Origin of the sequence: Brevundimonas sp. UBA4553, assembly GCF_002387245.1 — a bacterium.
GTDB lineage: Bacteria > Pseudomonadota > Alphaproteobacteria > Caulobacterales > Caulobacteraceae > Brevundimonas.
Window position 1 is genome coordinate 180,577 of sequence record NZ_DGLD01000014.1, and the last position, 11,412, is coordinate 191,988.

Here is an 11,412-nt window from a genome sequence, read left to right on the forward strand (position 1 = left end):
AGCTCAGGCCTCAGCCTGAAATGCCGCCCATTTTCATTGCACCAATTGCACTGTTTTTTCTTCGCCCAGTGCAATGCCGCCCCGACCCTACTCGGGAATATCCGCATAGGCGCTGCCGTAGCGGTCGTCATGGGCCAGGTTGCCGAAGCGGACGGTGTCGGCGTCGAAGGCCAGCTTGACGATGCCGATGGGGCCGTGACGCTGCTTGCCGATGACCACCTCGGCCTGGCCCTGAAGCCGGTCCATGTCCTGCTGCCATTGCAGGTGTTCCTCGGAGCCTTCGCGCGGCTCGGCCCGGCCCAGATAGTAGCTCTCGCGATAGACGAACATGACGCAGTCGGCGTCCTGCTCGATCGAGCCGGATTCACGCAGGTCGGACAGCTGGGGCCGCTTGTCCTCGCGTTGCTCGACCTGACGCGACAGCTGCGACAGGGCGATGATCGGCACGCCCAGTTCTTTGGCCAGAGCCTTCAGCCCGCCGGTGATCTCGGACACTTCCTGCACCCGGTTCTTCTGGCCGCCGCCTTCGCCCGTCGTCACCAGCTGCAGGTAGTCGACGATGATCAGGTCCAGGCCGTGCTCCATCCGCTTCAGGCGTCGCGCACGCGCCGCCAGCTTGGAGATGGAGATGCCGCCGGTGGCGTCGATGTAGAGGGGGCTCTCGCCGATCTCGACCGCCGCGTCGCGCAGCTTGCCGAAGTCCGAGGCGTCGATCTCGCCCTTGCGCAGCTTGTCCGAGGACACGCCCGAGGCGTCAGCCAGAATACGCATGGCCAGCTGTTCGGCGCTCATTTCCAGCGAGTAGAAGGCCACCACCCCGCCGTTGACCGTCTTGCGACCCTCCGGCGTGGGCTCCCACTGGTAGGCGCGGGCCACGTTGAAGGCCATGTTGGTGGCCAGGGCGGTCTTACCCATCGACGGACGACCCGCGAGGATTAGCAAGTCGGAGGGGTGCAGGCCGCCCAGCTTGCGGTCCAGATCGACCAGCCCAGTGGCCAGACCGGCCAGCTTGCCCTCGCGCTGATAGGCCTCGCCCGCCATTTCCACGGCCCCGGCCAGGGCGGTGGAGAAGTTGACGAAGCCCGACGAAGGCTTGCCCGTCTCGGCCAGCGAATAAAGGGTCTGCTCGGCCTGTTCGATCTGTTCGTCGGCGGGCGTGTCCGGGTTGGGCGCCTCCTTGATCATCTCGCCGCCGATGCGGATCAGGTCCCGCCGCAGGGCCAGGTCATAGATGACGCGGGCATAGTCCGGGGCGTTGGCCGCCGGCGGGGCGCGGTCCACCAGATCGGCGAGGTAGCGCAGGCCGCCGAACTCATGGAAGGCCGGGTCCTGCTTGAAGCGTTCCATCAGGATGGTCGGCTCGGCCAGCAGGCCCTGGCGGATATGATCCTCGATCGCTTCGAACAGCCGCTGGTGGAAGGGTTCGTACATGTGCGAGCCGCGCAGGCGGTCGCTCAGGCGCTCGAACACGGCGTTGTCGAACATCAGCGAGCCCAGCAGCGCCTGCTCCGCCTCCAGATTGTGGGGCATGGACGAAACGGCGACCTGATCGGCGTTTCCGTAGGGCAGGGGAGCGAAGGCGTTCATGGGCATACGCATAGCCCTAAGCCGCGCCCACGTCAGACGCGGCCATGGCCTTGGTCGTGGACCATCCGGCGGCGCCTGTGGACGGTCCCGAAAACCCTTGTCGGATCAGCAGGGATCAGGCCGGGCAGGGGTGCTCCACCGCCATCCATTCGCGTACGGCCTGGGTCACGCTGATATTGCGCCGGGCCGCCGGGATCGCGTTGAACCGCGCCAGCAGGGCTTCGGCGGAGATGCTGACCTTCTCCGGCATGCAGGTAGCGGGCCGGCGACCCGCCGCCTGGGCGGCCGTCTGCTCGCTGCGAACAGCGCCGAAGGCGGCCTTGGTCTCGTTCATCAGCCGGCGTGTGTCCGCTCGCAAAAGCGCGGTGGGATTGCGCGGGATACGGTTGGCAGCGGTCAGAAATTCCTGAACCGTCATGGCGCTGGCCGATCCGGCCCACAGGCTGGCGGCGAGCGCGAGGACAAGCGTGGCCTTCTTCATGCGGACCCCTCCGAATGGAATGCCTCAACCTGCCTTTTCGTTGATGAATGCTCGGTGAACGCCGTCAGGTCTCCAGGGGCAGCGACGGCAGGGTGTTTGGATAGATGCGTTCGATGTCGCTGCCAGCCGCCTTGGCCGATCGCGCCATGCGGAAGGCGTTCACCGGCTGGGTCTCGCCGATCCAAAGGGCGTTGATCAGGTGGTCGGCGTAGGGATCGTCCGTATTGGGGTGGATCAGTATTTTCAGCCCCAGGTGATTCAGCATCAGCCAGGGGATGACGGTCGGAACCTGCTCGTTGCTGAAGCCGAAATAGAAGGAGGGGGTGGTGTGCGGGCCGCGCGGCCCCTCGTTCCACTCGCCCAGCTCGACCTTGAATCGATGGATGACCCAGTCGCGCAACTGGGCGGCCCGATAGGCCGTATCCTCGTTGAAATAGACGTGGGCGTGGTAGCTGCTGATCTCCGTATAACGCCGAGGCGCGGCAGGCAGGTCGACGCCGCGCGGCAGCGGCTCCGGCGGCCCCTTGGGTGTCGCGCCCCAGGGGCTCAGCGTGCTCTCGTCGCCCACCTGAACCGCGGCTTCGGCGGGGTGGGACGTGACGGCTGCGGCGGTCGCCGCCGCAGCCGTCACGCCGCCCCCAACCAGCAGGGCCCGACGCGAGGCGGAGGGGAGAGGTCCGTCGCGTGGGGCGCCCGCTGCGGTCACCACTTCACGCTCAGCCGGGCATAGCCGTAGCGCCCGTTAAAGCCGAACGGAGAGTAGTAGGGGAAGCCCAGGACGCCGTTGCTGTTCAGGCTGGCGGGAACGAAGTCGGGATACTCGTCGAACACGTTGTCCACGCCGATAGCGACGCCGACCCGCTCCGTGACCTGGAAACGGCCTTCGAGATCCACAGTGGTCTTGGCGCCCGTCGAGTAGTCAGCGGCGGCGGTCGATCCGGGCTGCAGCACATCGGCGTAGTAGGTGGCCCGCGCCGTCGCGCCCCAGCGGCCCAGGCTCCAGTCGGCCGAGCTGGAAACCTTGGTGTCCGGCGTGCCTTCCTCGATGGTCAGGATGCGGCTACGCGCGAACAGGGTCGGGACCGGGTTCAGCACCGAAGACGAGGTCGGCAGCTTGGTCACGCTGACGTCATTGACGTTGGCGGCCACGGTGAAGTCCCAGTCGCCCGCGCTTTGGGTTCGCAGGCGATAGCGGCCGACGATATCCACGCCCTCTGTCTCGGTCGTCACGCCGTTGAGGAAGAAGCGCGCGGCCTGGACGCCCAGCGGGTCCAGCAGGCTGGCGACCTGGGGCGAGAAGCTGCGGTTGATCAGTTCGGACAGAACGATCTGATCCTCGATGGTGATTTTGTAGGCGTCCACCGTCAGGTCGAAGTCGCCCAACCGGACAACCGCGCCAAGGCTGTAGTTGGTCGAGGTCTCCGGTTTCAGCGCGCGCGCACCCAAGGCTGTGGCGACTGCGCTGGTGGCCGGGAATGTGCCCGTTTCGACCACGGCGCCGTTCTGGATCACCGACGAAGTCGAGGTGAAGAAGCTCTGCTGAAGCGAAGGGGCGCGGAAGCCGGTCGAGACCGAGCCGCGCAGGGCGAAGTTGGGGCTAAAGTCGTAGCGCGCGGCCAGTTTGCCGGTCCGGGCGTCGCCAAAGTCGGAATAGTCCTCAACGCGCAGGGCGCCCTCGACCGTGAACTTGTCCGTCAGCGGGATCTCCACGTCGGCGTAGAGAGCCACAGCGTCGCGGTCCTCATCGACTTCGTTCGAGGGCTGGAACCCGATGAACCCTTGGGAGCCGCCAGCGAAGGTGACGGTGGCGTTGGTGACGGGGTCGACACCCGTGCCGATGGGGCCCCGGTTCCAGGACTCCGGCTGGCCAGCGTCGATTTTGTAGCGCTCGCGGCGGGCCTCCACGCCCCAGGCGAAGTTGAGCGGGCCGCTGAGCCCCACCTCGAACTGCCGGGTAAAGTCAGCGCCGAAAACCAGTTGGTCATAGGTCAGGCCGCCCGCGTCGAAGCTGGTCAGCGATTGGGCGCCATAGGTGCGATTCAGCGAGTTCTCGGTGCGGAAATCCAGAGCGTTGCGGCCATAAACGAGGCTGAAGTCGGCGCTCCAGCCGGCGAGTTCACCCTTCACGCCCCCTGCTAGAGACAGGTCCTGCGAGTTGACGGCGATCTTTGGCAGATAGCCGTTGGGATAGATGGCTGTGACGTTCTGAGCGTAGTTGTTGGCCAGGCGGGGGAAGGCGGCGCTTTCGCTGTCGCGGTTCTGATAGCCGGCCCAGCCGTAGGCCTCCCAGTCAGTATTCAGAGGCTTTCCAGCGTTGGCGAAGACAGTCCACTGCTCGACTTCGGGGTCGCCTGCGCGAGCGGTGATCGCGGTCGGCGTGACGCGCGGGTCGTAGTCGGAGCGGTTGGTGGGCTCGCGGTTCAGGTACTCGGCCGACAGTGTCAGGAAACCATCGGATCCAAGGCCCAGGCCTTGCCAGGCGGACGCTGTCACGGTGCGGCCGTCGGTCTCATCCCGTTCGCCGCGCGCTGTCTCGACCGTGGTGAAATACTGGCCGTAGGTGACGCTGCCGCCACCGCCCTCGCGCGCTTCCTTGAGGCGCAGGTTGATGACGCCTGCGATGGCGTCCGAGCCGTATTGCGCCGAGGCTCCGTCGCGCAGCACCTCAACCCGGTCCAGCGCCCCGGTGGGGATGGCGTTCAGGTCGACGGCGGCCGATCCCCGCCCGATCGAGCCGTTGACATTGACCAGGGCCGAGGCGTGACGACGTGTGCCGTTCAGCAGCACCAGGGTCTGGTCCGGCGACAGGCCACGCAGCGTGGCCGGCCGGATCGAGTCCGTGCCGTCCACGACGGACGGACGGGCGAAGACCAGCGACGGCACCGTCTGGGCCAGGGCGGCGGCGAATTCGGTGGTGCCGCGTGTCGAAAGGGTTTCGGCCGTCACCACATCGACGGGGGCCAGGGTGTCGAGGCGCGATCGGCTCGGCACGCGGCTGCCCGTAACGACGATGTCATCGACGGAGGTGGTGTCGGTGGGCGCTTCCTGGGCGGCCGCAGCGCCGGCGATCAGGAGAGCGACGCCGGACGCGGCGAGAAACAGACTGGAACGATAGGCGGAGGTCATCTCGAGAGGTCAGCTTTTCTGATTTGGACGCATGGGAAGAGGCGTCGCCGTTGCTCGGCGTCGTGAGACTGCGTCGATGGTCTGGGAGGTCAGGGCCGGCGGCGGACCGGCCAGAAGGGGATCAGCGGCGGGCTGGACATCGCGCCGGTCGGACGACCGGACGGTGCGTGGTGGCGTACAGGCGCATTCGCATCTTCATCTCCCGCCCATCCAGCAGGGATGAGCCATGGCGATATTGCGGTGCGAAATCGGCGCGGAATATCGAGATTACGTCACCGCATGACGAGAAAATCTAAAGGATCATCCAAGAAAAAAGGGCGCGTCCCGAAGGACGCGCCCTTTGATCGATACCGTCAGTCGACAGATCAGGCTTCGTCGCCGAAGCCTTCCTGTTGACCAGCGCCGCCTTCGATCAGTTCTTGGGCGGCTTGTTCGGCGGCGTTGCGCTCGTCGTCGAACTGGGCGCGGATGACATCCTCGCCCTTCGCTTGACGCTCGGCTTCTTCGGCCGAACGAGCGATGTTGATCTTGACCGTAGCGCGGACTTCCGGGTGCAGGCGAACCGGCACTTCGTGGACGCCCAGGGCCTTGATCGCGACGTTCAGCACGACTTGCGAACGCTCGACCTTGCCGCCTTCGGACTGAATGACTTCAGCCACGTCGCGACCGGCGACCGAACCGTACAGGTGACCGGTTTCACCGGCCTGACGGATCATGACGTAGGTCTGACCGTCGATCTTGTCGGCGATCTTCTGGGCTTCGGCCTTGTTCTTCTCGTTGCGTTGCTCGATGGCGACGCGATCGAGTTCGAACGCCTTCAGGTTGGCCGAGGTCGCGCGGCGAGCCTTGTCGCGCGGCAGCAGGTAGTTACGAGCGAAGCCGTCCTTGACGGTGACGACGTCGCCGATGGCGCCGAGGTTCTCGACGCGTTCCAGCAGAACGACCTTCATCTTACTTCACCACGTAAGGCAGGAGGGCCAGGTAGCGAGCGCGTTTGATGGCCTTGGCCAGTTCGCGTTGCTTCTTGGCGGAAACGGCGGTGATGCGCGAGGGCACGATCTTGCCGCGTTCGGAAACGTAACGCTGCAGCAGCTTCACGTCCTTGTAGTCGATCTTCGGCGCGTTGGCGCCCGAGAACGGGCAGACCTTGCGGCGACGATAGAAGGGGCGACGGCCGGCCGAGCCGGAGCCGGCCGGGGCGCCCGGGATGGGGGCGGTGGTGTCGGTCATGATCCGGTTCCTTATTCCGAGGCCGCAGCTTCGTCGGTGCGTGCGGGGCGATCACGATCGCGCTCGCGTTCACGACGGGCCAGCAGGGGCGACAGTTCCAGGTCGAGTTCCTCGACGCGGACGGTCAGCCAGCGCAGGACGTCTTCGTTCAGCGACAGCTGACGTTCGACTTCGGCCACGGCGGCGGCCGGGGCGTCCAGAGCGAGCAGGGAATAGTGAGCCTTGCGGTTCTTCTTGACCCGGTAGGTCAGGTTGCGCAGACCCCAGTACTCGATCTTGGCGACGCTGCCGCCGCCTTCTTCGATCAGAGCCTTGATGGTGTCGTTCAGCGCTTCGGCCTGTTGCGCCGAGATATCCTGGCGCGTCATGACCGTGTGCTCGTAAAGAGCCATGCGGTAGTCTCCCTTGTGGGCGTCGGCGCGAGGCGGACCGGGTAAAGTCCAATCCCACGATGGCTCCTGAAGCGGCGGCCGAGATGACTTCCCGAACCCTTTGGCGTTCCGCAACAGGACCGAAGCCCTGGAAAGGCGGCGCGTATAGGCGAAAAAGCCTGTCAGAGCAAGGCTGATCGACCCGCGTTGCCAAGCGCGGCCGAAACAGCGGATGGTCCAGACCTGACCGGAGACGCCGCATGACCTCGTCCGAGCCGAACGCCGCCCTCAAGAAGCGCTGGACCCTGATCGGGCCGGGTATCGTCGTGGCGGCGACCGGGGTGGGAGCGGGTGATCTGGTGGCGACCCTGATCGCGGGCTCGCGCTTCGGCTATGCCCTGCTGTGGGCGGCCATCATAGGCACGGTGCTGAAGATTGCCTTGGCCGAAGCCGTCGGGCGATGGACGCTGGCCAGCGAGCGCACGATCTTTGACGGCTGGTCCAGCCTGGGCCGCGGCCTGCTGCCGGGTGCCATCGGCGGGCGACTGAACTGGGCCGGTCTCTATTTCGGCCTCTATGTCGTCATCTGGGGCTTTGTGTACGGGGCGGCGGCCATGACGGCGACCGCCCTGCCGCTGGCGGCGCTGTTCCCGGTGCTGAACCTGAAGGTTTGGGGGATGCTGAGCGGGATCGCCGGGCTGACCTTTGTCTGGTTTGGCGGCTACGGCCTGTTCGAGAAGGTGATGACGGCCTGCGTCGGGGTGATGTTCGTCACCGTGGTCGGTCTGGCCGTGATCGTAACGCCGGACATTCCAATCCTGCTGAGTGGCCTGTGGCCAAGCCTGCCGCAAGGATCGGTCTTCTATACCCTGGGCCTGATCGGCGGGGTGGGCGGGACCATCACCATGGCGGCCTATGGCTATTGGCTGAACGCCAAGGGCTGGCGTGGGCCGGGCTGGATGGCGGTCATGCGGCTGGACAACCGGGTCGCCTATCTGGTCACCGGGGTCTTCGTGGTGGCCATGCTGATCGTCGGGGCCGAGTTGCTTCATGCGGCGGGCATCGCTCTGCAGGGCGGCGACCGAGGTCTGCTGGACCTTGATCAGGTGCTGCGGGAGCGGTTCGGGCGTCCGGTCTCCATCCTGTTCCTGGTCGGCTTCTGGGCCACCAGTTTCTCAAGTCTGCTGGGCGTCTGGCAGGGCGTCAGCCTGATGTTCGCCGACTTCACCGCCCATGTGCGCGGCCGCTCAGACGATCTGACGGCGCGCGGCGACAAGAGCCGGCCGTTTCGCGCCTATGCCCTGTGGTTGACCTTCCCGCCCATGGCGCTGCTGTTCATGGATCGTCCGTTCGGATTGATCGTGGCCTACGGGGTGCTGGGCAGCCTGTTCATGCCCTTTCTGGCTGGAACCCTGCTGTGGCTGTTGAACAGCAACCGCGTACCAATGGAGTGGCGCAGTCACTGGTTGTCCAACACCCTGCTGGCGGCGGCGGCCATCCTGTTCGCCGTGCTGGCGGGCAAGGAATTGATCGGTCTGATCCCGTCGTAGGCGGCGCAATCCTCGCAGGAGTTTCACAAAAGCCCCGGCGAACCGTTGCAATGGACCTCTAGTTCCTGCCCCCGACTCTCGGGGAGACTTCCATGAAAATGTCCGCCGCCTTCCTGGCCGCCGCCTCTGTCTTGATGGCGGCTGCGCCGTCGATGGCCCAGATCGTGGCTCCGCCCGACCCCGATCCGATGCCTGCGCCGCTGCACGCGCCGAATGGCCGTTGGGCCGCCAAGGGCTGGGCCGACCGTATCGTGCTGAGCCCCGCAGCCGACGCCGCGCGCGGTGCGGGCGTGGCCTGGCGCACCGATGCCCGCCAGACCGCGGCCGAAGCCCAGATCGCCGAGGAGATCGACGGCCCTCTGCTGGGCTATACGGCTCGCTCCGTGGCCGGGACCACGGCCCCGATTGCGAACGAGAACGGCCAGGCCCTTTATCACCAAGTGCGGTTCGAGGGCCTGAAGCCTGATACCCGCTACGTCTATCGCGTTCGCGCCGCTGACGGTTGGAGCGAGTGGCTGCCCTTCCGCACGGCCAAGGCGGAGTTCGCGCCCTTCCGCTTCATCTATCTGGGCGACACCCAGAACGACATTCTGGAGATCGGCTCGCGGGTGATCCGTTCGGCTTTCAAGGAGGCTGGCCCCGCCGCCTTGGTCGTCCACGCAGGCGATCTGGTGGCCCAGCGCGAGGTCAAGGTTCACGACGACGAGTGGGGCGAATGGACCGAGGCCGGCGGCCGCGCCTTCGCCATGACGCCGCAATTGCCGGCGACCGGCAACCACGAGTACGTCGATCATATCCTGCCCGGCGGTGAAGAATCGCGGGTGCTGGGCCCGCACTGGTCGCTGCAATTCGCCTTGCCCGATAATGGCGCCGACGGCGTCAAGGCGACCAGCTACTTCGTCGACTATCAGGGCGTCCGCTTCATTGTTCTGGACGGCACGGCGGCGCTGGATCTGGGCGGGCTGGCGGCGCAGACGCGTTGGCTGGACGCCACGTTGGCCAGCAGCCCCGCCCGCTGGAACGTCGCCCTGTTCCACCAGCCCATCTACACCTGCGCCCGGCCCGAAGACACCGAGGAGCTCAAGGCGGCGTGGAAGCCGATCTTCGACGCGCGCAATATCGATCTGGTGCTGCAGGGGCACGACCACTGCTACGGTCGCGTCTCCAACCCCGCAGGAACCGAGGCCTCGCGCGCCGACAGCGCTGCGGGCCGTCCGCAGGGGCCGGTCTATGTCGTCTCGGTCACCGGCTCCAAGATGTACGGCCTGAACGATCGCGCGGATACGCAACCGGTGCGGGCAGCCGAGAACACCGAGCTGTATCAACTGATCGACGTCGAAGCCGACCGCCTGTTGTTCCGCGCCTTCACCGCCACTGGACAGCTCTATGACGCCTTCACCCTTACGCGGGGGGCGGACGGGCGCAACCGCCTGACCGAGAGCGAAGAGAGCCTGTTGGCGCTGCGCCGTTGTGACGGTGCGGCAGGACCGGACAACCGTCCCTGCACCGCTGAAATCAAGGACTGATAGAGGGCGATCCGCCGTTCTTCTTGCCGTAGGGGAGGGTTTCGCCTACCCCTCGGCCCCTTGAATCAACGGACCACGGATCGTTCCTCTATGACCCTCGCGCTTCTCTTCCCCGGTCAGGGCAGCCAGAGCGTCGGCATGGGCGCAGCTCTCGCCGAGGCCTTCGCCAGCGCACGCGACGTCTTCGCCGAGGTTGACGACGCGCTGAACCAGAAGCTGTTCGACCTGATGCGCGAAGGACCGGAAGACCAATTGACCCTGACCGAGAACGCCCAACCGGCTTTGATGGCCGTCTCGGTTGCGGCTGCACGGGTGCTGAAGGTCGAGTTCGGCGTCGATGTGACGAAGGCCGGCTTCGTCGCCGGTCACTCGCTGGGCGAGTATTCGGCGCTGGCGGCAGTCGGGGCTATCAGCCTGTCGGATACGGCCCGACTGCTCAAGCTGCGCGGTCAGGCCATGCAGCGCGCCGTGCCGGTGGGCAAGGGGGCGATGGCTTCGCTTATCGGACCCAAGACCGACCTGGCCCTGGCGGAAGAAGCGGCCAAGGCCGGTTCGGAAGTCGGCGTCTGCGTCGTCGCCAACGACAATAACAACGGCAACGTCGTCATTTCGGGCGACAAGGCCGCCGTGGACCGCGCCATCGAGAAGGCCAAGGAATTGGGCGCGCGCGCCATTCCGCTGAACGTATCGGCGCCCTTCCACTGCCCGCTGATGCAGCCCGCCGCCGACGAGATGGCCGCGGCTCTGGCCGACGCCAAGATTCTGGCCCCCGCCGTGCCGGTCGTCGCCAACGTCACTGCCCGCCCTGAAACGGACGCTGAAGTGATCCGCCGCCTGCTGGTCGAGCAGGTCACGGGCCGAGTGCGCTGGCGCGAGAGCATGGAGTGGATGGCAGGCGAGGGCGGCGTGACCCGCTTCGCCGAGATCGGCTCGGGCAAGGTCCTGACCGGCATGGCCAAGCGCATCGCGCCGGACGCCGAGAGCCTGGCGCTGAACACGCCGGGAGACCTCGAAGCGTTCGCCAAGTCGCTCTGATTTCATAGGGATAGAAACAATGTTCAATCTTTCGGGAAAGATCGCCCTGGTGACCGGCGCGACCGGCGGCATCGGCGGGGCTATTGCGCGCTCGCTGCACGCTCAGGGCGCGACCGTGGTGTTGTCGGGCACGCGTGAAGCGGTGCTGGCTGATCTGGCCAAGGAACTGGGCGAGCGCGCCCATTTCGCCACCGCCAACCTGTCGGACCCCGAGTCGGTCGATAATCTGGTCGCTGCAGCCGAAGCCGCCGCCGGTGGTCCGCTGGATATCCTGGTCGCCAACGCCGGCATCACCAAGGACGGTCTGCTGATGCGGATGAAGGACGAGGACTTCCAGTCCGTCGTCCAGATCAATCTGGAGAGCTATTTCCGCCTGACCCGCGCGGCGGTGAAGGGGATGATGAAGCGCCGCTCGGGCCGCATCATCGGCGTGACCTCGGTTGTCGGCGTGACCGGCAATCCCGGTCAGACCAACTATTCGGCGTCCAAGGCCGGCATGATCGGCT

At 66.2% G+C, this 11,412-nt stretch carries 11 protein-coding genes; 4 read left to right on the forward strand and 7 right to left on the reverse strand.

Annotation, left to right across the window (positions count from 1 at the left end):
• Positions 1-87 precede the first annotated feature (87 nt).
• The 7 genes from B4A39_RS10360 to rpsF all read right to left on the reverse strand — a co-directional run bounded on the left by B4A39_RS10360 (position 88) and on the right by rpsF (position 6,816).
• Positions 88-1,587: a replicative DNA helicase gene (locus tag B4A39_RS10360; RefSeq protein WP_292036288.1), complete on the reverse strand. Its 1,500-nt coding sequence runs from the start codon at positions 1,585-1,587 to the stop codon at positions 88-90.
• A 115-nt stretch (positions 1,588-1,702) separates the two neighbouring features.
• Positions 1,703-2,068: a hypothetical protein gene (locus B4A39_RS10365; RefSeq protein ID WP_292036289.1), complete on the reverse strand. Its 366-nt coding sequence runs from the start codon at positions 2,066-2,068 to the stop codon at positions 1,703-1,705.
• Positions 2,069-2,132: 64 nt separating this feature from the next.
• Positions 2,133-2,777: a DOPA 4,5-dioxygenase family protein gene (locus tag B4A39_RS10370; protein ID WP_292036291.1), complete on the reverse strand. Its 645-nt coding sequence runs from the start codon at positions 2,775-2,777 to the stop codon at positions 2,133-2,135.
• Complete coding sequence (locus B4A39_RS10375) at positions 2,771-5,194, reverse strand: TonB-dependent receptor plug domain-containing protein (RefSeq protein ID WP_292036295.1); 2,424 nt, start codon at positions 5,192-5,194, stop codon at positions 2,771-2,773. The genes B4A39_RS10370 and B4A39_RS10375 overlap by 7 nt, the downstream gene beginning before the upstream one ends.
• Before the next feature lie 365 nt (positions 5,195-5,559).
• A complete protein-coding gene (gene rplI / locus B4A39_RS10380) occupies positions 5,560-6,144 on the reverse strand; it encodes a 50S ribosomal protein L9 (protein WP_292036298.1) in 585 nt (194 codons plus the stop codon).
• A 1-nt stretch (position 6,145) separates the two neighbouring features.
• A complete protein-coding gene (gene rpsR, locus B4A39_RS10385; RefSeq protein WP_105564333.1) occupies positions 6,146-6,424 on the reverse strand; it encodes a 30S ribosomal protein S18 in 279 nt (92 codons plus the stop codon).
• Between the two features lie 11 nt (positions 6,425-6,435).
• Positions 6,436-6,816: a 30S ribosomal protein S6 gene (gene rpsF, locus B4A39_RS10390; protein ID WP_178827467.1), complete on the reverse strand. Its 381-nt coding sequence runs from the start codon at positions 6,814-6,816 to the stop codon at positions 6,436-6,438.
• 239 nt (positions 6,817-7,055) lie between these two features.
• On the opposite strand from rpsF, the gene B4A39_RS10395 reads away from it, so the two are divergent.
• From B4A39_RS10395 to B4A39_RS10410, 4 genes are all read left to right on the forward strand, one after another.
• Complete coding sequence (locus B4A39_RS10395) at positions 7,056-8,345, forward strand: Nramp family divalent metal transporter (protein WP_292036310.1); 1,290 nt, start codon at positions 7,056-7,058, stop codon at positions 8,343-8,345.
• Positions 8,346-8,437: 92 nt separating this feature from the next.
• Positions 8,438-9,871 carry a purple acid phosphatase family protein gene (locus B4A39_RS10400; protein WP_292036313.1) on the forward strand — a complete coding sequence of 478 codons (1,434 nt, stop codon included), beginning with the start codon at positions 8,438-8,440 and terminating at the stop codon, positions 9,869-9,871.
• 90 nt (positions 9,872-9,961) lie between these two features.
• Positions 9,962-10,906, forward strand: a complete 945-nt coding sequence (fabD, locus tag B4A39_RS10405; RefSeq protein WP_292036317.1) for an ACP S-malonyltransferase — start codon at positions 9,962-9,964, stop codon at positions 10,904-10,906.
• A gap of 19 nt (positions 10,907-10,925) precedes the next feature.
• The coding region (locus tag B4A39_RS10410; protein WP_292036320.1) for an SDR family NAD(P)-dependent oxidoreductase at positions 10,926-11,412 on the forward strand (487 nt) is incomplete at its 3' end.

What these genes read in the sequence shown, in the direction of transcription:
- B4A39_RS10400 (WP_292036313.1), top strand. Translation starts at nt 8,438, where the DNA reads ATGAAAATGTCCGCCGCCTTCCTGGCCGCCGCCTCTGTCTTGATGGCG.
- B4A39_RS10365 (WP_292036289.1), bottom strand. Translation starts at nt 2,068, where the DNA reads ATGAAGAAGGCCACGCTTGTCCTCGCGCTCGCCGCCAGCCTGTGGGCC.
- rpsR (WP_105564333.1), bottom strand. Translation starts at nt 6,424, where the DNA reads ATGACCGACACCACCGCCCCCATCCCGGGCGCCCCGGCCGGCTCCGGC.
- B4A39_RS10360 (WP_292036288.1), bottom strand. Translation starts at nt 1,587, where the DNA reads ATGAACGCCTTCGCTCCCCTGCCCTACGGAAACGCCGATCAGGTCGCC.
- rplI (WP_292036298.1), bottom strand. Translation starts at nt 6,144, where the DNA reads ATGAAGGTCGTTCTGCTGGAACGCGTCGAGAACCTCGGCGCCATCGGC.
- fabD (WP_292036317.1), top strand. Translation starts at nt 9,962, where the DNA reads ATGACCCTCGCGCTTCTCTTCCCCGGTCAGGGCAGCCAGAGCGTCGGC.
- rpsF (WP_178827467.1), bottom strand. Translation starts at nt 6,816, where the DNA reads ATGGCTCTTTACGAGCACACGGTCATGACGCGCCAGGATATCTCGGCG.
- B4A39_RS10375 (WP_292036295.1), bottom strand. Translation starts at nt 5,194, where the DNA reads ATGACCTCCGCCTATCGTTCCAGTCTGTTTCTCGCCGCGTCCGGCGTC.
- B4A39_RS10395 (WP_292036310.1), top strand. Translation starts at nt 7,056, where the DNA reads ATGACCTCGTCCGAGCCGAACGCCGCCCTCAAGAAGCGCTGGACCCTG.